The organism is Curtobacterium sp. 9128 (genome assembly GCF_007673775.1).
GTDB lineage: Bacteria > Actinomycetota > Actinomycetes > Actinomycetales > Microbacteriaceae > Curtobacterium.
On record NZ_VEAF01000001.1, the window covers coordinates 434,750 to 455,753 of the forward strand.

Genomic DNA, 21,004 nt, shown 5'->3' on the forward strand with positions numbered 1-21,004 from the left:
CCTCGCACGGCTGACGCTCTCCGCTCTCCGACCCACTGAAACCAGATGATCATCACCACGTCTCCGCGTCGCCGACTGCTGTTGCAGGTCACGGCGACGATGGCGTTGCTGCTGCTGGTCGGGTTCACGGTCCTGATGCACACCATGGCCGGGCACACCGCCGACCCTGAGCATCCGATGACAGCTCCCACCGCCGCGATGGAGCACCACCCGGCCGCTGCCACCAGTCACACCGCGGCCACCGGTCATGCTCAAGACGTGGTTCCCGCGGTTGCGGTGATGAACGTCCTGAGCGATGCCGGCTGCGATGGTGGCTTGTGTGCGCTGATGTGCTCGCTGATGGGGATGGCGTGCATGCTGACGATCGCCCTGTTCGCGTGGGTGCTGCTCCGCGCCCGGAGTGGCGGGGTGCTGCATCTCCTCGCGCGGCTGCTCGCCCTCGCAGCCCACGTGGCACGCCGTGTCGCGGCGCCGCGGCCGCCGTCACTATCGGCATTGCAGATCATCCGAGTCTGATTCCACCCCGGCGGGTCCTCCCACCCTCCGGGAGCACCCGCATGCCCAGAACCCGGGCAGGCAGTCGCCTGCCCGCACCCATCTGACGCATCCACGGAAGCGGAATCCACCATGCAGACCACCACCATGCGCGCTCTCGCGGCCGCCGCAGCCCTGGCCATCGGGCTCACTCTCGCGGGCTGCTCCACCAACAACACCAGCAGCCCAGAGACGTCGTCGTCGGAATCCTCGTCGTCGAAATCCACCTCCGCGGCGTCGCACAACGATCAGGACGTCAAGTTCACGCAGCAGATGCTGCCCCACCACCAGCAGGCCATCGAGATGAGCGACATGCTCCTCGCGAAGGGCTCCGGCGTGCAGGCCGACGTCGGGACGCTGGCGAAGCAGATCAAGGCCGAACAGGCCCCCGAGATCACGGAAATGACCGGCTGGCTGAAGGCGTGGAACAAACCGACCCAGATGCCGAGCATGTCTGGGATGAACCACTCTGCGATGTCGGGGATGATGTCCGACTCGGACATGCAGGACCTCCAGAACGCGTCCCCGCGGGACGCCGGGCAGCTCTACCTCGAGCAGATGATCCAGCACCACACCAGCGCCGTCGACATGGCGAAAACCGAAGTCACCAAGGGCAAGAACGCAGACGCGGTCGCACTCGCGAAGTCGATCGTGCAGAGCCAGACCGAGCAGATCACCCAGATGCAGGACATGCTCGCATCCAAGTGACCCGGCGCGCGCCGAGGCAGGCTTGACCGCCTCCTCGGCGCGCAACCGGTCCGGTCCGACCCGGTCCGGTCTCCCTCATTCTCACGACGCTGCGGGACACTCTTCCCGCACCGCAACGAAGTAGGTGTACATGTTCATCCTCAACGCGCTCGGCGACGCCCTCGCAGCCGCTGGCTCCATGGGGTGGGAGATCCTCTGGCCCCTCATCCTCGGCTTCGCCCTGTCCGGTATCATCCAAGCCGTCGTCCGCACGGACCGGATCATGAAGCTCATGCACGACGACTCGCCTCGCGCGATCAGCGTCGCGACCGGACTCGGCGCCCTGTCATCGTCCTGCTCCTACGCCGCAGTCGCACTCGCACGAGCCCTGTTCCGGAAAGGCGCGAGCCTGTCATCCGCGATGGCGTTCGAGGTCGCATCGACGAACCTCGTCGTCGAACTCGGCCTGATCCTGGCGTTCGTGATGGGCTGGCAGTTCACCCTCGCGGAGTTCATCGGCGGCCCAATCATGATCATCCTCATCGCCCTCGGTTTCCGACTCTGGATGCGTGGCAAGATCCTCGACGCCGCCCGCGAGCAAGCCGACAAGGGCCTTGCCGGATCGATGGAGGGCCACGCGGCGATGGACATGTCCGTGCAGGGCAACCAGGGGTTTTGGCGGCGACTGTTCTCGAAGCCGGGGCTGACAAGTGTGTCGCAGTACTTCGTCATGGACTGGGCATCCGTCATCCGCGACATCATCATCGGTCTGCTCATCGCCGGCGCATTCGACGCGTGGGTGCCGAAAGCCTGGCTGCAAGCGATCTTCCTCGAAGGGCACCCCACGCTCGCGTTCATCATCGACCCAATCATCGGACCGATCCTGGCGATGGTGAGCTTCGTCTGCTCCGTCGGTAACGTGCCCCTGGCTGCAGTGCTCTGGAACGGTGGGATCAGCTTCGGCGGCGTGATCAGCTTCATCTTCGCCGACCTGATCATCATCCCGATCATCGTCATCTACCGGAAGTACTACGGCTGGAAGGCCGCCCTCCGGATCACCGGCATCTTCTACGGCGCCATGGTCCTCGCCGGGTACGCCGTCGAGCTGCTGTTCACTCCGCTGGGCCTGATTCCCACGAACCGGCACCTGAGCATCGTCGCGACCACAATCAGCTGGAACTACACCACCTGGCTCAACATCGTGTTCCTCCTGATCGCCGCGTTCCTGCTGGTCGTGTTCATCCGCAGCGGTTCCTGGTCGATGCTCCGCATGATGAGCGACGCACCCGAGGAGAACAGCCACGGCCACTCGCACACCTGACCATTCCGTAGGACCGCCCCCCCCCCCCCCCCTCCGCCGTCCGGTAGCCGATCGCCTACCGGGCGTGGAGTTCGAGGTAGTCGAGTGCCTGGCGAACCGTCTCTTCGAGAGGGCGGGTGCTGTCGGTGATGAGCCGATCGTCCGTGCGGGGCTCGTACTCGTCGGCGGTGCGCTGTACCTCGTCCCACGTCGGCAACGTGAACCCGGGCAGGTCGTTCGCACGCTGTTCCACGCGGCGGCGGTGTTCGTCGACGTCGGCACACACGACCTCGATCACGCGCAGCGGCACCCCGGCGGCATCAGCCGTGGACACCCACCCAGCCCGAGCAGGTTCAACGCCGCTCACCGCGTCCGCGATGACCACCTGACCGCGACGGAGGTTCGGTACCACGATGGCATGCATGATCGAGTACGCAGCGATACCGGACTGCTCGCGTGGGATTTGGTACTTCCACATCGCGCCCTCGATCGCGTCGACGCGGAGCGTCAGCGAGGGCATCAGCTCCGCGATAGCAGCAGACAGCGTCGACTTCCCTGCACCAGGAAGACCACAAACCTGAACCAGCATCGACAACTCCTTCGGCGGCCGTAGCTCCTTGTCTATCGCTCGCGGACGCGCAGCACCAGCGACGTGGATACGCACGCTGGACCACTGAGGACGTGTCCGAAGATCGATCCATCAACGGGCGGTCACGAGCGGCGGCAAAGGGGGATGTGGCCCCACCACCCGAGACCGTCGGCATCAACATCGAGGATGTCGCCGTACGCCCCCAGGGCTCTCCGATGTTGAAGTCCGCTACCTCCTGGCCGAACTCTTCGGGTGTCGCAATGTCTCCGGTTGCGTAGACGTCCATCCGGTCGATGGTGGTCTCTCTATTCCGGATGATGCCGACTCGTCGGCCACCGGTCCAGGAGTAGATGACGCGAAACTCATCGTTTGTGGCCCAGGCGTATTCAACGACCACCCGCTCGGCCTCCGTGGGCCCGCCGCCACAAAGCTTCCGTAGACAGGCAAGAAGCGCTCGTGGACCCCAGTCGTCGGAGTGTCCTGATTCGAGTTCCGCGATGTCCCCGGGGCCGCGACGATGAACGGGCTGTCCCCAGACGACAGCGAGCACGTTGCCCGCGACGCTGGTCCAGAGCATGTCCGCCGGTGACAGCGTGCTGATCTGGGTCGCGTACGCGAGGCCGAACGACTGCATGAACGTGGTGATGACGATCACCAGCGACATCAGTACGACGACCAGGAACGCCTTCGGATTCGACCGGAACAGCCCGACCATCGGCAGACGGGCGCGCCGATGGGCGTCCTTCTCGTCGACGAACACCTCAGGTTCCTCGAGGCGGCGGCGCACGAGGTACGCGACGATCAGGACGACGACGGAAAGCAGGAACGGGACTCGCCATCCCCAGCTGTCGCGGGCGGCTTCCGGCAGCGCGGCGACGGGAAGGAAGACGAGCGATGCCAGGACGATCCCGGCGCTGATGCCCGAAGACGTGAAACTCGCGTAGAACGCCCGGCGACCCTCCGGCGACTCCTCGACCGTCAACGTGGAAGCGCCGGCGGTCTCGCCACCGGCGGACAAGCCCTGCAGGATCCGGAGCACGACGAGCAGAATCGGCGCGAGGTAGCCGGCCGTCTGGAACGTGGGGAGGACGCCGATGAGGAACGTCGAGGCGCCCATGATCGTCAGCGTCGCCACGAGCGTGTTCTTCCGGCTGACGCGGTCGCCGAGGTGCCCGAAGATGAAGGCGCCGATCGGCCGGAACACGTATCCGACTCCGAGCACCGCGAAGGACTGGATCAGCGCGGCGGTCGGATCCCCCGCAGGGAAGAACACCCGGCCGAAGATCAGCGATGCCGCGGTCGTGTACACGAAGAAGTCGTAGTACTCCAGGGTGCCGCCGAGGAAGCTGGCGAAAGCTGCGCGTCGTGCTCGCGCGACGGTGCGGGTGGACTGCATTGGGCCTCTCCTCGTTGAGCGGACACGAGGGCTGGGCCAGTCGGCGTCACTGCCAGACGTGTCACCCCTCGACCGTCAACGTTAGGGAGGGTCGGAGTATCCGCGGTCCCGGTTCTCCTTATGTGCGCGGTAGCGCCGCTAATGACCATCAATGGGTGGAGCCTGGTCGTGCCAAGGCAGTAGGACCGGCGCGAGATCGTCAGCCAAGATCGCGTGTTGGCCGACAGCGTCGTAGCGAGCGGTGTGATGATGTCGAATCGTCCAGGAGGAACGGTCGGCGAACCGCAAACGGCAGCGCCACGTCGGTGCGCTCACGTCGGCACAGTGTCCAGAAGGACATCACCAAGATGTGACGCGCGTGGCAGGCGCACGACGCCTTGCCGGGAGATCACGACCTGGGCGGCGAGCATGCGGGGCCGTCTTCGGCAGCACCCTGATGTCGGCCCGACGTGAATTGACGAGACGAGGACACTCGCGGTGCGTCCGCCGTGACCCGTGGTGTGTACGACAGCGGGCTCGGCGAAGGCGAAGCGCTGACGTGTCGACGACAGGAGCCGCGCATGAACGGTCTGAGAGGTGACCTCAGGCCTCCACGACATCGTCGTCGCGCCGCTCCTCTACCGGAGCCTGACACGGGCGCAACGGACCAGCGGGAGCCTCGTAGGATCGCATCGCCGCGTGCCACGTCGTCTGGCCCGTTGGTCTTTCCTCACAAGACGCAACGGTTCCGCCGTCTCCGACATGGGTGAGGCGTCGAGCGAAAATTCGGCCCTGTTCTGGGCGAGATTGGCGAGCTGGCGCTGGCCCCGGCGTGGCATTCTGAGGCCCAATTCGCACGGCTCGGAGGAGCAGGTCGAGGAACTCCGCGCATAGAGACGAGCATGGATATCGCATCTCAACTGCGCGCACGATGGGCGCTGCTCCAGACCTCACGTGAACTCGAACGACTCGTTCTTCTCGCCGCGCAGGACCCGGAGTCGGACGAGACCGCGTTCGAGGTCATCCGACGCACCCGATGGCGGGTGCGCGCGGCCGAAGTTTGGGACAGCGGGGAGGTTGCGAACATCGCGCGGGAGGAGCTCATCGGAGCACTCAAGGCCTTGCACGCCGGAACGGATGTCGGAGTGCTCTCCCACGAGCTCATTCGACGCACCCTGACGGAGCTGCCCGACGAGCCCTGACGCCAGGGCTGGCGACGCTACGCCAGCCCGAGCGCCCTCTGCGACGCGTCGATCTCTCGGCGACCGATTGCCATGACTTCCGCCAGCGTCTCGTTCGCAGATCTGACCGGAAGCCAACGAGCGATCCGACTCGCTGGAACACGGCCGAAGGGCACCGCCACCTTCGCACGATCAAGAGCAGGAGCCAGCAAGTTCCGCGCGTCGTCTACTCGTCTCCGAATGTCCACGACGTCCAACCATTCCGTCGACGTGACAGCTCCGCGCTGTTGCGCGATACGGACTCGCAAAGCCAGATCGACAAGCTGCTCCGCCGCAGCCTGGAGCCGGTGTGCGGCGGCCGCGATGTCGTTGACAACGCTCAGCGCCCTAGCCTCGTCCAGCAGCGCTCCCGAGGCAGCCGAGATCTCCGCCACCACGTTGTCCGCTGTGACAACACCGTTTGACCCAATGCTGAATCGCTCGATGCCTACCGCGTCAAGAGCCGCAGTTGCATCCTCGTTCCAGCCAGACACCACGTACACCCGAACCGCTCGCATCTCAGCTCGCTCGAGGACCGGCGTGACCTGGTCGGCGGTCACGCCGCGCGGCCGAAGCAACGCTGCAGAAACGACGAGGTCGTCTTCGAGAATGACGAGCTGAGCGGTGTTCGTGACCGTGTGGAGCTTCGTCACATCGACGCCGCTCTGGGCGAGGTGCTCCCGGATGGTCGCGGCTGCCTTTGTCTTCGTCATGATCGTTGCCACGCTCAAAGGGTGCCAGATGTTCAAGGAACGGGCGCCCCACGCCCCGGTCTCGCGTGCGATCGTGACCGACTGGACTGGCGACGATCGTCCCGAGTTACCGCCTGACCAGGCAAAACCCGGTTTCCGGGTGCTGGTCCCGTGAGCGACGCATAGGCCTCCCATGACCGAAACCCAGACCCGCTGCGCGACGTGCGGCGTACCGAATGCGTCCGCGCATACACAATCCATGACCGACGCGAGCGCGAACCCCCAGCTGGAGCCAATGCTCACGATGGACGAGCTCAGCCACTACACGCAGACCTCGAAGAGCACGCTCTACTCGCTGCGAAGCCAGGGACGCGGCCCGAGGGGCGTCCGCATCGGTCGAGCCCTCAGGTTTCGGACGTCCGACGTCGATGCATGGCTCAACATGCTGAGCGACGAGGCGGAGGCAGCCTGATGAGCGTCAAGAAGGCGGACAACGGACGTTGGCGCGCCCGCGTCTACCACCGCGGCAAGCAGGTCTCGATGGCGACGTTCGACCGGAAGAAGGACGCCGACGCTTGGGAGCTCGGCCAGAAGACGACTCTCGCATCCGGAACCTGGTCCGACCCTCGCAACGCCGAGATGACGCTCGCAGAACTCATCAAGGAGTTCCTGACCGAGCGGCGCGGACTCGTCTCGCAACAGACCTACGACACCGATGAGACAAACCTCCGCCTCCACGTCTCAGACCAGATGAAGCGGCTTCCCATCGGTTCCATCGACGGCCGGCAGCTGCGAAGGTACGTCGCCAACCTCGTGCGCACCAAGCGGCACAGCACCGCGAAGCGAATTCGGGAGTCGCTCGGTGGGGTCTTCGCGTACGCGGTGCGGGAGGCGTACATCTCGCACAACCCAGTCCTGGATGCACCGCTCGGTCGCGGGGACGGAACGGAAACGAACACCGTCCGGCCCTTCACCGAGTCGGAGTTCAGGTCGATGCTCGTGGCTCAGCGAGCCCTGAACCCGAACTACGCCGACGTTGTCGAGTTTCTTCGGGAGACCGGCTTGCGCTGGGGAGAGATGAAGGCGCTCCGTGTCCGCAACATCGTCACGAACCCCTTCCCCGCAGTCATGGTCGAGCGCTCGAAGAGCGACGGGTACCCCGAAAAGCAGACGAAAGGACGGCGAAGCCGGAAGGTCCCTCTCATGGGCAACGCAGAGGAAATCGCGATGCGCCATGCTGATGGCAAGTCGCCCGACGCGTTCCTGTTCCGGTCGACCGGCGGCTCCGAACTGAGCGGACCGAACTTCACCCGCGACCTTCGCTGGAAGACGACGGCAGGGAACCATCGTGTCCACGACCTTCGCCACACCGCCGCGACGGCGTGGATGAGCGACGGAATCAACGTCAAGACCATCTCTGTATGGCTCGGTCACAGCACGACACAGCAGACCGTCAACCGCTACTCCCACTGGATGAACGACGACGGCGACATGGCCGCCATCGCCCGGATGATGCGAGCTCGACGCGAGCGCTCCGAGGAGCGAGACTTGTCATGAGGCGGAGGCAGCGGAACCGAACGGGGCCCGGCCCGGCCCGGCCGCTCCGTCTCAGCCCTCCTCGATGAGCACCAACGAGAACTCGTCGCTCGAGAGTGTCGGCACGCCTAGGTCACCAGCCAGCGTCACCACGGCGCGGTCGTTCGACACGACCACCCACTCCGCACCGAACAGACCCAGCTCAGCCTCGGCCATCGCGTCGAGCGCGCACGCGAGCAACATCGGGTCGGCATTCCCGAGATTTGCGTAGAGGTCGATGAGGGTCGTGTCGTCGGCTGGAACACATTGAAGGACGGCAGCGAGGTGCAGGAGGACGCCCTCATCGGTCGAGTATTCGAGCGCGCGCAGCGAATCGACGTCCGGAAGGAATCGTGCTTCGTGGAGCACTTCGGACGGTAGCCGACACTGTTCGTGCACGAACGCCGAGGAGCGTTGCTCCGGCGTCAGCCGAGTCAACGCGTTGTTGTCGAGGAGGTAGAACGTCCCCATCATCCGAGCGCCTCCCGGAAGTCCCGGATCTCTCGCGGTCGGATCTTGTTCGCGCAGACCGCTCGGCAGAACTCACCTTCGGTGATCTTGCCGGCATCCAGCGCGCCGAGCATGCGAACGGACAGCTCCCGGCCGTTGTACGTCCGGACCCCGTTCACGGGTTTCGGTTGGCGGCCCTGCGACTTCGGCCGGTTGGCGAACTCGAGGCGAAGTTCCTCGAGGTGTTGCTGAGCACCGACACAACTGATGAGTCCGAGCCGCTGGAGGCGCACGACCAGCGCGCTCGGAGTCACCTTGAACGAGTCGGCGGTGCTCCTGATTTTCCCGAGGTCGTCGGACGGAACCGTTCGCATCTCCGCCGCCGGCATTAGGACCTCGCCAACGATGTCGTACTCGCGGCCCGGGTCCGACGCAAGGTTCCGGCCGTCGTAGGTCACCGGGGCGAAGATGCCGCGAGCGACCAAGACGGTGAGAAGGGTAAGCGTGAAGAGCTGACGCCCCTCCGGCTCCTCGTCGTCGCCGTGACTCCCCCGCGAGAGGAAGATGTACGGGACCTTCTTGTCCTTGATGGTCAGCCCACTGAACTTGACCTCGATGAGCTGCGGCATGAAGCCGCGGACGCTGCGCGAGACGAGGATCTGGTGCGACTCCAGCGTCTCGATGAGCAACGACAGGGCGGCGCCCTTCGATCGAGCCAAGCGGAGTACGGCCACATCCAAGTCGAGAGCTGTGAGCAGCACGGCGACGTCCTCCTCGATCGTCGCCCGAGGCTTCCGGAGGACTCCAACGATCTTGTTCTCGGCGAGCGACTCGTCGTGAGTGCGCAGCATCATCTGCTTCCGCACAAGATCCTTGACGATGAGCTCGACGTCGCTGAGCTCGATCGTCGTACGCGAGTTGACGGCGAAGGTGTCTTTGCTCAACCCTTGCAGCAGCTTCTGCGTCTTCGTTTCGACCTGCGCCCGAACCAGCTCGCGCGGCGCGAAGCAGAGTGCGTACGGCACCTGTGCGGTGCGCGCCAGATCGACGAGATCAGAAAAGCTGATCGTTGACCGTTCGAGGGCGTGGCGATACGGAACGCGTGCACTCACGACAGAGTTCTCGAACAGCTCGACGAAGACGACGCGGTCGATCATCACGCGGCTCCCGTGCAGAGTGACCGCGATCGTCCCTGGCTGGTCGGCGCTCACGGCAACACCGCGTGGTGGCTCAACGATCCAGACTCGGTGGCTGCCGTGCTCCCCATTCGACCGACGATCCCTCATGTCGGCCTTCGAAGCGACCCCGAGTTCGGGTGTCGAGCAAGTCAACTCGCCGACCGGAGGCCATCAAGAAGGTGACGCGTACAAGTGCGCCTTGCCCCAATCCCGCTCCAGACCTCCGGCTCGCACCGCTCGAGAGCCTCTAGGCTCCGAGCATGGGTGATCTCACGGTGACGATTCGTCCTGGTCGGCGCACGGAGATCCAGAACATGCCGTTCGAGGGCAACGGACGCGGCTACACCATCCTCGGAGACATGTTCAACGCTTCACGGCGGGGTCAGGTCAACTACTCCCCCAGCTCCCGATCATGGTCGGTCTCGCGGCCGCACACGAACGCTGTCATCCACGGTCTCGCCGCACGATACGGCCGGGTAACGCTGATTCAGCATGGCGGTGTCGAGAAGTGCGTGGAAGCGTGCTGGAAGACGGGACTCCCCGAAAACGCATGGCTGTGTGAGTGCGCATGCGCTGGACGAAATCACGGCTCGGGGCAGCCGTTCAAAGTCATCGTAGGGGGCAACGGTCCCGGCGGACAGCTCTCGGTGCAGGCCCGTGCGCCCCACGTGTTCTACGTCGGCTGATCACGAGCCGAGTCGGCGGACCTGACCCGTGCTCGAGCCGGAACCATTGCCAGGGTCCGGTGGGCTCTGGCGGGCTCGAACCGCCGACCACTTCGGTGTAAGCGAAGTGCTCTACCAACTGAGCTAAGAGCCCTCAAGGCCGATCCTACTTGGCGATGAGCTGACATCGTGACGACGAGCGACTTGACTCGCCGTCGCCGACGACGGTGGCCGACTCTCGCCTGCGCGATACTTGCCCTCGGCGCTGCGGCGCTCGTTCGACCCGACCGGGTCCACACTCGAAGGGCCGGGGGTCCCGTGATCAAGCGCATCGTCCGTATCGACGGCATCGGTCTTTTCCGGCGTTGGCAGCCCGGCAGCGATTCCTCCAACTTCGAACGGATCAACGTCGTCTATGGCGGCAACGGCACCGGCAAGTCGTCAGTCGCACGCGCGTTCGGCGAGGCGACCGCGGCATCATCGGCCTCGACCGTGCACGTCTCAGTCGAAGACGGCGACAGGCTTCGCCAAGTCACGTCGAGCGAGGACCCCTTCTGGACACGCGTCCGCGTGTTCAACCAGGACTACGTCGAGAACAACCTGAGCTTCGGCACCGATCGCAGCGAGGCAGCACCGCTTCTCGTCCTCGGCCAGAAGAGCGTTGGTCGCGAGACACGGCTCGCGCAGATCGCCGAACGCCTCGAGATCATCGAGAGCGAGGAGCGTCTCGCGGTTGAGGACGCCGGCCGCGCGAGAAACGCTGCGGACCGTCTCGCAACTGCGACCGCGACGACGATCCACAGCGAGCTGCAGCACGTGAGCGCACGGTACGGCCGGGCCTACAACCGTCGCCAGGTGAAGACCTTGCTGGATGCCTTGCCGACCAGGTTCGACGAACCCCTCGACGAGGTCATCTCGACGCATCTCGGCACTGTTCGTCCGCAGAAGATGGAGCCAGTCGCCCTCCTCACCATCACCGGTGAAAGTGTCGTTCCGCTCGTCGCCGAGGTGGGTGACGCGCTTGCCACCTCGGTGTCGAACGTGGTCCTCGACGACCTGGCCGCGCATCCCGAGGACAGCACCTGGGTGAGTGAAGGCATGTCGAGGCACGAGCAACGCGATCGGTGCCTGTTCTGTGGCGGTGTGGTGACCGACGAACGCCGAGGTGCTCTGGCCGCGCACTTCGACGGCCGGTTCCGGCAGCTGGAGCGCACGCTCGACATGCTGGACGGCCGCGTCGCAGCGGTCATCGCGGCTCAGCAGGGCATGATCTCCCGCGCGCCGGCAGCAAATCTCCTGTACCCGCCGCTCCGGGAGTCGTACGGTGAGCTGCTCGCCGGGGTGCGAGAGGCCACCACGTCTCGAAGCGAGGCCCTCGACGCGGTTCGCCGTGCGATCGAGACCAAGCGCTCCGCGATGTTCGACGTGGTCACGTTCGATCCCGGTGTTGTCGACGGCCAATCGGACGACGTGGCCGCGATCAACCTCGTGCTGCGGGACCACAACGAGCGTTCGGCGGCGTTCGAGTCGATCCGCGCGGACGCCGCCGACCGTGTCGAGCGCGCTCGGGTCGAGTTGATCCGCTCGGAGTACGTGTCGTTGTCGGAGCGAGCGCTCGGCGCCGAGCAACAAGCGGCAGACCACGGCGCCGAGCGCGAGCAGTTGACCCGCGAACGTGGGCGCCTGAATTCTGCCGGGCTCGACGCGGGACCACTTGCAAGCGAGCTCACCCGAGACGTTGCCGTCCTCCTCGGTCGCGACGAGCTCCGCTTCACCGCCGTCGATGGGCGTTACGCCATCGAACGGGACGGGCGCCCGGCCGTCGGTCTCAGCGAGGGCGAGCGGACGGCGATCTCGCTGCTCCACTTCCTGTGCAGCCTCCGCGACGAGACGATGCGTGGCGCCGACCTGACCGTCGTCATTGACGATCCGGTGTCGAGTCTGGACCAGGAGATCATGGTCGGCGTCTCCGGGCACCTCTGGAACACCTTCGTCGGAGCGGGCATCCGCCACCAGTTGATCCTGCTCACGCACAGCTTCGAGCTCTTCCGGATGTGGGTGAACCAACTGGACCGGCTGAACTCGCGGCTCCGCCGGGACAACTCGTACTCATTGCACGAACTGCGCTCGAGGGTGAGTCGCGACGCTGAGGACGTTCCCCGTCGTGTGCCTGTGCTGCGGAGCTGGAGCGACCCTCAGCTCCGCAAGAAGCTGCGCTCCCAGTACCACTACCTGTTCTGGCGAGTCGGCAGTGCCGTCCTCGAGCGGAACTCCGGTACGCAGTTCGAGGCTGAGCTTGAAGCTGCTGCGCTCCTACCGAACGCCGCGAGGCGGCTCTTGGAGTCGTTCCTGGCCTTTCGGTTGCCAGTGCTCATGGGCGACTTCGAAGGGAGCATGCGGACGGCGTTCGACGAACACCAGATCGAGCAGCCACTCCGCCAGCGTCTGGTGCGGTTCCTTCACCAGTCGTCGCACAGCGAAGAAGCGGACATCTCTCGGCCCGTGGACGTGCACGAGGCGGTGGTCGTCCTCGAGTCGGTGTTCCGCTTCATCGCGGCAGTGGATCGGCCGCACTTCGAGCAGATGTGCGCCGCCGTCGTGCCGGGCCTCTCGTACATCGGTGCGGCTTCGGTCACGGTGGAACCGGTCGCTGCCGCCTAGCCGTTGCCATTTCCGCACCGACACCAAACCGACACGGACACGGAGCAACGCTCGGACCAGTCAGAGGGAACGGGACGATCACCGTCCTGACCTGGTCTTTCGGCGACCAGCGGAGCGCGAGCGACGGGACTGACATCCACGGTGTAAACGTGGCGCTCTACCAGCTGAGCTAAAGGCCCTCGACCTTCATCCTACGGCGCGCCACGATCCCGTACGCTCCCGCCATGACGAGCATCCGGACCGGCTGCGACCTCGCCGACGTCGCCGACGTGGTCGCGGGGATCGCGGCCCACGGCGAGCGGTACCTCACCAGGGTCTTCACCGCACGCGAGCGGCGCGACACCGACGACGATCCGGAACGGCTCGCGGCGCGGTTCGCCGGCAAGGAGGCGGTGGTCAAGCTCCTCCGTCCGAGCGACACCCGCGCACTCCCGCTGCTCGACGTCGCCATCGTCCTCGACGCCGTCGGCGCGCCCCTCGTGGAACTCTCCGGTGCCGCGGCCGCGCTCGCCGAGGAGCAGGGCGTCGGACCCATCGCGGTCTCGCTGTCCCACGAGCGCGGCCTGGCGCTCGCCACCGCCGTCGCCCTCGTCGAGCACCGGCGACCCCAGACCTGAACGAACGGACAGGCCCTGGGGCAACGATGCGGCTTCACGCATCCGCACGGCGGCTTTCCGGGTCCGTCCGCTCCCTATCGTTGCTCGCATGCAGCCGGATCAGGACACCCGGGCGACCTCGACCGCCCTCGCCGACACGACCGACCAGGTCGTCCGACGCGCACTCGCCGACCACGCCCGGCTCAGCATCGACCCGCAGGACCTGTCGCCGCACGCCGACCTCTACGCGCTCGGCCTGACCTCGCACGCCACCGTGAACGTGATGCTCGCCGTCGAGGACCAGCTCGACACCGAGTTCCCCGACCACCTGCTCACCCGCGCGACCTTCGCCTCCATCAGCGCGATGACCGCCGCGGCCACGGAGGCGCTCGCATGACGACGCTGCAGCCGACGGCCCGCGTCGACACGGCCGAACGGTTCGCGGAACGCACCGCGGCCGTGGCGGCCGTCGCCGCACAGTTCGCCGACGAGGTCGACCGCGACGCCAGACCGCCGCGCGAGGCGATCGCCGCGATGCGGGAGTACGGGCTGCTCGCCGCCGCGGTGCCCGAGGAGCACGGCGGCGACGGAGCCACGGTGTCCGACCTCGCCACCATCGCGACCGAGCTCGGCCGTGCCTGCGCCGCCACCGGCATGGTGTTCGCGATGCACCAGGGCCAGGTGATGGCACTGTGGCGGCACGGCGGGGACGATCCCGCCGTCCTCGCGATGATCGACCGCGTCCGCGACGGCGCCCTCGTCGCGTCGTCCACCACGGAGCGCGGCGTCGGCGGCGACGCACGGCGGTCCACCTGCGCGATCGAGGACGCCGGGGCCCTCCCCGGGCGGATCCGCCTCCGCAAGGACGCCCCGGTGATCTCCTACGCCACCGAGGCGGACGCGCTGTTCGTCACCGCGCGACGGGACCTCGACGCCCCCGCCTCCGACCAGCGCCTCGTCATCTGCGACCGCGAGCAGACCGTGCTCACCCAGACCTCGACGTGGGACACGCTCGGGCTCCGCGGCACCTGCAGCAACGGGTGGGTCCTCGACGCCGAGACCACGAGCGACCACGTCCTCCGCGACGACTACGCGACGATCTCCGCGCAGACGGTCCTGCCGGTCTCGCACGTGCTCTGGGCGTCCGTCTGGGTCGGCATCGCCGTCTCGGCCGCCGACCGTGCCCGCTCCGCCGTGCGGAAGCAGGCCAGAGCGAGCATCGGCACCACCCCGCCAGCGGCACTGCGGCTGGCCGAACTGCTCGTCGACCTGCAGACACTCGCCGACGGCGTCCGTCACGCCGCGGAGCGCTTCGACGCCGTCGCCGACGACCCCGACACCCTCGAGTCCAGCGCGTACGCCCTGGCCGCGAACGCGCTGAAGATCAGCGCCTCCGAGCGGGTCACCGACATCGTCACGGCCGCACTGCGCGTCGTCGGCATCGCCGGCTACGCCGCATCCGGCCCGACGAGCATCGCCCGACACCTCCGAGACGCCCACGGCGCCGCCGTCATGGTGAGCAACGACCGTCTCCTCCACAACGACGCCGGACTGGCCCTCATGACCGGAGTGATCCTGTGACCGTCACCGAACCGACCACCGACACCGCCCTCGACCGCGCCCGTGCCGCGCTCCGCAGCACGCTCCTCGCCGACGGGATCCTGATCGACCTCGGCTCCCCCGGCCTCTACGGCCGAACCGGGGTGTTCGACCGCGTGGCCACCGCGGTGGACGCCGCCGCAGTGGCCACCATGGCGCCCCTCGACGCGGAGGTGCTGCGCTTCCCGCCCGTCGAACCGCTCGCCGCCTTCGAGCGCACCGACTACATCGCCTCCTTCCCCGACCTCGCGGCGTCGGTCTCCGTCTTCACCGGCGGCGACCGCGAGCACCGGGCGCTCCTGGCGGCACGCGAGCGGGGCGATCGGTGGGAGGGCTTCCTCGAACCGGCGGACCTCATGCTCGCGCCGGCGGTGTGCCACCCCGTCTACGGCCTCGTCGGTGACACCGTGCCGCAGGCGGGCCGGTCCTTCGACGTCCTCGGGGACTCCTTCCGCCGCGAGCCGTCGCTCGACCCCATGCGGATGCAGGCGTTCCACATGCACGAGTTCGTCCACATCGGGACGCCGGCCGCGGCACGAGCGCACCGCGACGAGCACGTCCCCGTCATGCGGGCACTGCTCGAGGGGTTCGGGCTGGCGATCGACGTCGTCCCGGCGAACGACCCGTTCTTCGGCCGGGTCGGCACGGTCATGGCCCGGAACCAGATCGAGCAGTCCCTGAAGTCCGAGTTCGTCACCCCCGTGTACGGCGACGTCGGCGAGCCCACGGCGATCAGCTCGGCGAACCTGCACGAGGACCACTTCGGCCGGGCGTTCGGGATCCGGACCGCCGACGGCGAGGTCGCGCACAGCGCGTGCCTCGCGTTCGGCCTGGAGCGCATCACGATCGCGCTCTTCGCCGCCCACGGCACCGACCCCGACGCGTGGCCGCTGACGGTCCGACGCGCGCTGGCCCTGTGACGACGTTCCACGGCTGGTCGGGTGTCCCGGCGATCCGCGCCGCCGTCCAGGTGCCACCGTCGGTCCGCGCCGGGGTGGTGATCTGCGCACCGCTCGGCCAGGAGGGCGTCCTCGCCTACCGCTCGTTCCGCCTGCTGGCCGACCGCCTGGAGGCTCGTGGCGTGGCTTCGGTGCGCTACGACGCGTCGGGCCGTGGCGACGCGCAGGACGACGCCGACCCGGACGCACCCGTCCGGTCCGCACGCCACGCGGCCGACGTGCTCCGCACGACCGGGGTCGAGCGGATCGTCTTCGTCGGACTCGCGTCGGCGGCCCTCATCGCCTCGGCAGCCGCGACCGAGGACGACGGCGTGGTGCTCTGGGACGCGCCGGAGTCCGGTCGCGCCTGGCTGCGGCGACAGCGCGCACTCGCGACGCTGACCATCGAGGCACCCCGTGTGGTCGACGGTGTCGAGTCCCTCGTCGGCATCGACCTCGACACCGCGCAGGCCGCGGCGGTCGCCGCACTCGTGCACGTCGAACGGGACCCCCGCTCGACCGTCGTGCTCGTGCGACCCGGGGCACGTGCCCCGCGAGCGGTCGGCGACGTCCCCACCGTCGAGGTCTCCGGCAGCGCCGAACTCCTCGACGAGATGAGCATCCACGCGCGGATCCCCGCTGCGGCGATCGACACGGTGGTGACCTGGGTCGACGCGCACGTCCCGGAGGCGGTGGTCACGTCGCGGCCGCCGCGTCTGGACGCCGTGCTCGACCTCGACTCCGGTGTCTCGGAGCACGTCGTCCACCTCGGACCCGAATCGCTCTTCGCCGTGGCGACGGTCCCGGCCGGCACGCGCGAGCACGGGCCCGTCGTCCTCCTGCACACCGGCGGCGCCGAGCACCGGGTCGGTGGGAACGACCACCAGGTCGCGCTCGCCCGGGCACTCGCGGAGGACGGTGTGCGCGTCGTCCGGCTCGATCGCCGCGGGACCGGGGAGAGCACCGCGGTGTCCCCCGACGAGCACAACCACCTCTTCGCACAGACGTGGGTCGACGACCAGGCCGCAGTCGTGTCCGCGCTCGGCGTGCAGGGCGACCGACTCGCGCTCGTCGGTCTCTGCGCCGGCGCGTGGCTCGCCGGACGCTCGGCGGGGCTGTCACCACGACTCGTCGTGGAGATCAGCCCCAACGACTTCCGCCGTCGGGCCGCCGCACCGGGCGACGTCACCGCGACCGCCACCGACGTCCCCTCCCGGAGCCGTCAGTGGACACGGTCCTGGTACGACCGCCTCGTCCCGCCGGCCCTCCGTGCCCGGGTCGAGCGGCAACGGACCGGCGGCGTCCTGCAGCACGTCCGGCCGCTCGTGGCGTCCGGCACCGACGTGGTGGTCATCGCCGCTCCGGTCGACCTCGCGGTCTTCGAGCGTCTCGGCGGACGGGCGGCACTCCAGCGGTACGCACCGGGGACCCGCGCGGGCTCGGTGAGCCTGGTGCCCGTGCACGACGGGGACCACGCGCTGTTCTCCCTGAGCATGCGGCGTACGGTCGTGTCCGAGGTCCGCGCCCGCGTCGCGGCGACGTTCGCGGCTGACCGCACCGGGTCAGGGTCCGAGCGGGTCGATCAGCTGACGTAATCGATGACGGCGTCCGCTTCGGCTCGTGTGAGTCCGGAGCGGCGCGGCCGGTCGACGCCCCGGGCCCGTTCGTCATCGAGCACCGCGGCGACGGTGGACGCCAGCGGTCGGGAGCGGCCACCGGCAGCGTGCCACGCCACCCCGGACCGCTGCGCGAACGCGGCGTCGGACCGGGGCAGCCACAGCGGTTGGGAACGGGGACCAGCCCAGTACCGGACGTCCCGCGCGAGGAGCGCGTCGTCCTCGACCGCGACGGTCTCGCCGTCGAACCCGCCGACCGCGGCGACGGTGCGGAGGAAGTCCTCCATCGGGACCGCCGCCCCGACCGCGTTCACGACGCCGACGTGCGCCGTCCGCGCCGCCGCCGCGGTCCACGCCGCCAGGTCGCCGACGTCGACGACCTGCACGAACCGCCCCGCCGTCGTCGGGGTGAGGACCGGCCCCGTGCCCTGCAGCCGCGCCGGCCAGTACCCGAACCGATCGCTCGGGTCACCCGGACCGACGACGAGGCCCGGACGGACGACGGACAGCCGGCCGCCCCCGGCTCCGGACGCGCCGAGGCGTGCGGCGGTGCTGCGTTCCGCCGCGACCTTGCCCGGCCCGTACTCCGTCGGGTCGGCCGGGTCGACGAGTGCTGCAGATTCGTCCGCGTCGGGTTCGTCGTTCCGGGCGTACACCGACACGGTGGACACGAGCGTCCAGTGCGCGGCGTCGTCTGCGAGTGCCGCGAGTGCCGGCTGGACCAGATCAGGGGCGGCGCACAGCTCCACGACCTCGTCCCACGCGCCGCGGACGGTGTCGTACGCGTCCGCGTCTCGTCGGTCGGCTCGGACGAACCGGGCGCCGTCGGGGACCGTGCCGCTCTCCCCGCGTGCCAGACACGTCACGTCCGCCCCGAGCGCCAGGTGCTCCCGCACGATCGCGCTCCCGAGCCATCCCGTCCCACCCAGCACCAGCGTCCGCATCGTCCCAGTCAATCGGCTGGCGGTGGCCGACGGCGCCCGGTCCGCTGTCAGCGGATCGGTTTGTGGAGCACCGAGAACGACGGCTCCCGGTCGCGTTCGATGTGCGCGAACGCGAGCGCCTCCGCCATCCGCTCGTCGCCGCGGGCGATCGCGGCGGCGAGTTCGACGTGGTCGTGGAAGGCGTCGTGCACGTCGAGTTCGCTCGTCAGGAAGAACAGCCACTGCACGCGCCCGGACACCGACCGCATCGACGCCTCCATCATCGAGTTCCCGGTGGTCTCGACGATCGTCTGGTGGAACAGCGTGCTCGCCTCGGCGATGCGGTACGGATCGCCCTCGTCGACGACCGCGTGCGAGTGCTCGAGCGCCCGTTCGACCGCCGTCGCGGAGGTCCCGCGGGCGACGGCCCGGGCGGCGAGTCCGGCGGCACCGACCTCCAGGACCTCCCGCAGGTCGAACAGCTCGTGGATGAGGTCGGACGTCCAGGTGGTGACCACGGCCCCGCGGCGCGGCGAGGTGACGACGAAGCCCTCCATCTCGAGCATCGGGACGGCTTCGCGGAGGGGGACGCGCGAGACCGCGAGCTCCTCGGCGATCCGGACCTCGGCGAGCTTGTGCCCCTGCGGGTACTCGCCGCGGATGATCGCCTCCCGCATCCGGGCATGGATCTGGCGTGAGAGCGACGGTTGGTCCGTCGCGTCGGCACGGCGCGTCGTGGTCATCGTGGCCATCCTCCCGGACGAGACGGGGAGCGGCGGTCCGGACGCGCGCCCGGACCGCCGATCCCGTGCCTCACTTCTCGATGCCGAGCTTGCTGAAGTCGAGCTCGTTCGCGCCGATGTTGTGCGACGCGGCGACGCCGGTCAACCACTTCTGGGCGAGGACCCAGTCCTTGTTGTACGACAGGTTGTAGTAGCACCCGGTCGCGGCGTACTCCTCCGCGGCGGCCACGTACAGGTCGTCGTCGCCGGTCGCGACCGCCTGGTTCAGCTTCTCGTCGACGCTCGGGACGTCGCAGCCGAAGTAGTTGATGCCGCCGGACCTGTCCCAAAACACGTGTCCCCACATGTAGGGCGAGCCACCGTCCGGGCCGTTGTTGCCGTCGAAGAACGCATCGGGACCCGTGCTCGGGTCGTTGATCCACCCGAACACCTGCGACGTCGGGTAGGACTTCGCCGTCGCCTGGATGCCGAGCGCCTGCAGCTTGGCGGCCTGGATGTTCGCCATCTGCTGGGCGTTCGTGTTGCCGCTCGCGTACCCGATGGTCATGCTCGTGCCCTTCGGCAGGCCGGCCGCGTAGTCCTTCAGCACGGACGGCTTGTACCGCAGCTCCTGCTCGTCCTTGCCGCCGGGGATCATGCCCTTGGCGTAGAGGGTGGTGGCCGGCTCCGATCGGCTCCCGAGCACCTGCTTGACCAGGGACTCCTGGTCGATGCTCTGCAGGAAGGCCAGACGTGCCTCCTTCGTGCTGAAGAACTGCCGCGACGGGTTCAGGGTCACGAGCGCGGACTGCAGGGTCGGGAGCATGGAACTGGCGTACTTCGTCGAGTCCTCGTACTTCGACAGGCTCGACGAGGGCAGGGCCGCGACGACGGCGGACACGTCACCGCGGTCGAACGCGAGCTGCAGCGCAGACACGTCGGAGTAGATCGGCAGCTTCACCGTGGTGAACGGCGACTTCGAGCCCCAGTAGTCGTCGTACCGCTTGAGCGTCCACGAGGTGCCGGGGTCGGCGGCGCTGATCTCGTACGCGCCCGTGCCGGCGTCGTGGGTCTGCAACCACGTCTGGGCGTCGTCGGAACCGGCGTGCTCCTGCAGCGCGGTCGGCGACTCCATCTTCGGGCCGAAGGGCGACGCCAGGTAGTCCAGGAACGCCGAGTTCGGCGCGTCGAGGGTGACCACGGCCGTCAGGTCGTCCGGGGTCGCGACGCTCTTCACGCCCTCCACCATGTAGGCGGCACCGCCCTTGACGGCGATGCGCCGGTCGAACGCGACCTTCACCGCCGCCGACGTGAACGGCGTGCCGTCGTGGAAGGTCACGCCCTTCCGGAGGTGGAACGTGTACGTGGTGTTGTCGCCGCTCACGTCCCACGAGGTCGCCAGGCGCGGCGCGATCTTCACCGCGTCGGTGTCGTTCGCGTACTGGACGAGCCCCTCGTACGTGTTGAGCACGATCGCGAGGCCGTTGTTGGCGTAGTAGATGTCCGGGTCCGGCGGCTGGCCGATGTCGCCGAGCAGTCCGACGGTCAGGGTGCCGTTCGTCGGCGCGGCGTTCGCGGTGGTCGCGCTCCCGGTGCCGGAGCACGCGGCGAGGGCGAGGAGGGGCATGACCGCGGCGGTGGCGAGTGCGACGCGCGTCCGCCTGCGGAGTGTGCTGAGCCTCAC

20 protein-coding genes, 1 tRNA gene and 1 pseudogene are annotated in these 21,004 nt (G+C 68.1%); 13 read left to right on the forward strand and 9 right to left on the reverse strand.

What is annotated here, in order from left to right; translation table 11 throughout:
- Positions 1-45: 45 nt before the first annotated feature.
- The 3 genes from FS641_RS02050 to FS641_RS02060 all read left to right on the forward strand — a co-directional run bounded on the left by FS641_RS02050 (position 46) and on the right by FS641_RS02060 (position 2,542).
- Positions 46-516 (forward strand): hypothetical protein, encoded by a 471-nt coding sequence (locus FS641_RS02050; protein ID WP_144759164.1) that lies wholly within the window; start codon positions 46-48, stop codon positions 514-516.
- Between the two features lie 111 nt (positions 517-627).
- Positions 628-1,242, forward strand: a complete 615-nt coding sequence (locus tag FS641_RS02055; RefSeq protein ID WP_260855608.1) for a DUF305 domain-containing protein — start codon at positions 628-630, stop codon at positions 1,240-1,242.
- A gap of 130 nt (positions 1,243-1,372) precedes the next feature.
- Positions 1,373-2,542, forward strand: a complete 1,170-nt coding sequence (locus FS641_RS02060) for a permease (RefSeq protein WP_144759167.1) — start codon at positions 1,373-1,375, stop codon at positions 2,540-2,542.
- Positions 2,543-2,597: 55 nt separating this feature from the next.
- Here the strand turns inward: FS641_RS02060 and FS641_RS02065 are convergent, their stop codons facing one another.
- Both FS641_RS02065 and FS641_RS02070 read right to left on the reverse strand, forming a co-directional pair.
- The gene (locus FS641_RS02065) at positions 2,598-3,110 is read right to left on the reverse strand and encodes an ATP-binding protein (RefSeq protein WP_260855656.1); all 513 of its coding nucleotides are present in this window, start codon (positions 3,108-3,110) and stop codon (positions 2,598-2,600) included.
- A gap of 517 nt (positions 3,111-3,627) precedes the next feature.
- A pseudogene (locus FS641_RS02070) lies at positions 3,628-4,506 on the reverse strand (MFS transporter); the annotation flags it as partial.
- An 881-nt stretch (positions 4,507-5,387) separates the two neighbouring features.
- On the opposite strand from FS641_RS02070, the gene FS641_RS02075 reads away from it, so the two are divergent.
- Entirely contained in the window at positions 5,388-5,687 is a 300-nt protein-coding gene (locus tag FS641_RS02075) for a hypothetical protein (protein ID WP_144759173.1), read from the forward strand.
- A gap of 17 nt (positions 5,688-5,704) precedes the next feature.
- Here FS641_RS02075 and FS641_RS02080 read toward each other — a convergent pair whose 3' ends face one another.
- Complete coding sequence (locus tag FS641_RS02080; protein WP_144759176.1) at positions 5,705-6,430, reverse strand: hypothetical protein; 726 nt, start codon at positions 6,428-6,430, stop codon at positions 5,705-5,707.
- A 226-nt stretch (positions 6,431-6,656) separates the two neighbouring features.
- Here FS641_RS02080 and FS641_RS02085 point away from each other — a divergent pair, with 226 nt between their 5' ends.
- Together FS641_RS02085 and FS641_RS02090 are read left to right on the forward strand one after the other, a co-directional pair.
- Positions 6,657-6,869 carry an AlpA family transcriptional regulator gene (locus FS641_RS02085; RefSeq protein WP_186317530.1) on the forward strand — a complete coding sequence of 71 codons (213 nt, stop codon included), beginning with the start codon at positions 6,657-6,659 and terminating at the stop codon, positions 6,867-6,869.
- Complete coding sequence (locus FS641_RS02090; protein WP_186317531.1) at positions 6,869-7,954, forward strand: tyrosine-type recombinase/integrase; 1,086 nt, start codon at positions 6,869-6,871, stop codon at positions 7,952-7,954. The genes FS641_RS02085 and FS641_RS02090 overlap by 1 nt, the downstream gene beginning before the upstream one ends.
- Before the next feature lie 51 nt (positions 7,955-8,005).
- Here the strand turns inward: FS641_RS02090 and FS641_RS02095 are convergent, their stop codons facing one another.
- A complete protein-coding gene (locus tag FS641_RS02095) occupies positions 8,006-8,446 on the reverse strand; it encodes a hypothetical protein (RefSeq protein WP_186317532.1) in 441 nt (146 codons plus the stop codon).
- Positions 8,443-9,633 (reverse strand): hypothetical protein, encoded by a 1,191-nt coding sequence (locus FS641_RS02100; RefSeq protein ID WP_144759186.1) that lies wholly within the window; start codon positions 9,631-9,633, stop codon positions 8,443-8,445. The genes FS641_RS02095 and FS641_RS02100 overlap by 4 nt, the downstream gene beginning before the upstream one ends.
- A gap of 227 nt (positions 9,634-9,860) precedes the next feature.
- Between FS641_RS02100 and FS641_RS02105 the strand changes: the two genes are divergently transcribed.
- On the forward strand, positions 9,861-10,286 hold the full coding sequence (locus FS641_RS02105) for a hypothetical protein (protein ID WP_144759189.1): 426 nt from the start codon (positions 9,861-9,863) through the stop codon (positions 10,284-10,286).
- A gap of 60 nt (positions 10,287-10,346) precedes the next feature.
- Here the strand turns inward: FS641_RS02105 and FS641_RS02110 are convergent.
- Positions 10,347-10,419 (reverse strand) — tRNA-Val (locus FS641_RS02110).
- Between the two features lie 164 nt (positions 10,420-10,583).
- Between FS641_RS02110 and FS641_RS02115 the strand changes: the two genes are divergently transcribed.
- The 6 genes from FS641_RS02115 to FS641_RS02145 all read left to right on the forward strand — a co-directional run bounded on the left by FS641_RS02115 (position 10,584) and on the right by FS641_RS02145 (position 17,654).
- Positions 10,584-12,926: an AAA family ATPase gene (locus FS641_RS02115; protein ID WP_186317533.1), complete on the forward strand. Its 2,343-nt coding sequence runs from the start codon at positions 10,584-10,586 to the stop codon at positions 12,924-12,926.
- Between the two features lie 224 nt (positions 12,927-13,150).
- Positions 13,151-13,543 (forward strand): holo-ACP synthase, encoded by a 393-nt coding sequence (locus FS641_RS02125; RefSeq protein WP_144759195.1) that lies wholly within the window; start codon positions 13,151-13,153, stop codon positions 13,541-13,543.
- A gap of 88 nt (positions 13,544-13,631) precedes the next feature.
- Positions 13,632-13,919 carry an acyl carrier protein gene (locus FS641_RS02130; RefSeq protein ID WP_144759198.1) on the forward strand — a complete coding sequence of 96 codons (288 nt, stop codon included), beginning with the start codon at positions 13,632-13,634 and terminating at the stop codon, positions 13,917-13,919.
- On the forward strand, positions 13,916-15,103 hold the full coding sequence (locus FS641_RS02135; RefSeq protein WP_144759201.1) for an acyl-CoA dehydrogenase family protein: 1,188 nt from the start codon (positions 13,916-13,918) through the stop codon (positions 15,101-15,103). The genes FS641_RS02130 and FS641_RS02135 overlap by 4 nt, the downstream gene beginning before the upstream one ends.
- A complete protein-coding gene (locus FS641_RS02140; RefSeq protein ID WP_144759203.1) occupies positions 15,100-16,041 on the forward strand; it encodes an amino acid--[acyl-carrier-protein] ligase in 942 nt (313 codons plus the stop codon). Before FS641_RS02135 ends, FS641_RS02140 begins: the two co-directional genes overlap by 4 nt.
- Complete coding sequence (locus FS641_RS02145; protein WP_144759205.1) at positions 16,038-17,654, forward strand: alpha/beta hydrolase family protein; 1,617 nt, start codon at positions 16,038-16,040, stop codon at positions 17,652-17,654. Before FS641_RS02140 ends, FS641_RS02145 begins: the two co-directional genes overlap by 4 nt.
- Here the strand turns inward: FS641_RS02145 and FS641_RS02150 are convergent.
- From FS641_RS02150 to FS641_RS02160, 3 genes are all read right to left on the reverse strand, one after another.
- On the reverse strand, positions 17,642-18,619 hold the full coding sequence (locus tag FS641_RS02150; RefSeq protein ID WP_144759207.1) for an NAD-dependent epimerase/dehydratase family protein: 978 nt from the start codon (positions 18,617-18,619) through the stop codon (positions 17,642-17,644). The two genes, FS641_RS02145 and FS641_RS02150, sit on opposite strands and share 13 nt — an antisense overlap.
- Positions 18,620-18,666: 47 nt before the next feature.
- Positions 18,667-19,341: a GntR family transcriptional regulator gene (locus tag FS641_RS02155; RefSeq protein ID WP_222122030.1), complete on the reverse strand. Its 675-nt coding sequence runs from the start codon at positions 19,339-19,341 to the stop codon at positions 18,667-18,669.
- 70 nt (positions 19,342-19,411) lie between these two features.
- Positions 19,412-21,004, reverse strand: a complete 1,593-nt coding sequence (locus FS641_RS02160; RefSeq protein ID WP_222122031.1) for an ABC transporter substrate-binding protein — start codon at positions 21,002-21,004, stop codon at positions 19,412-19,414.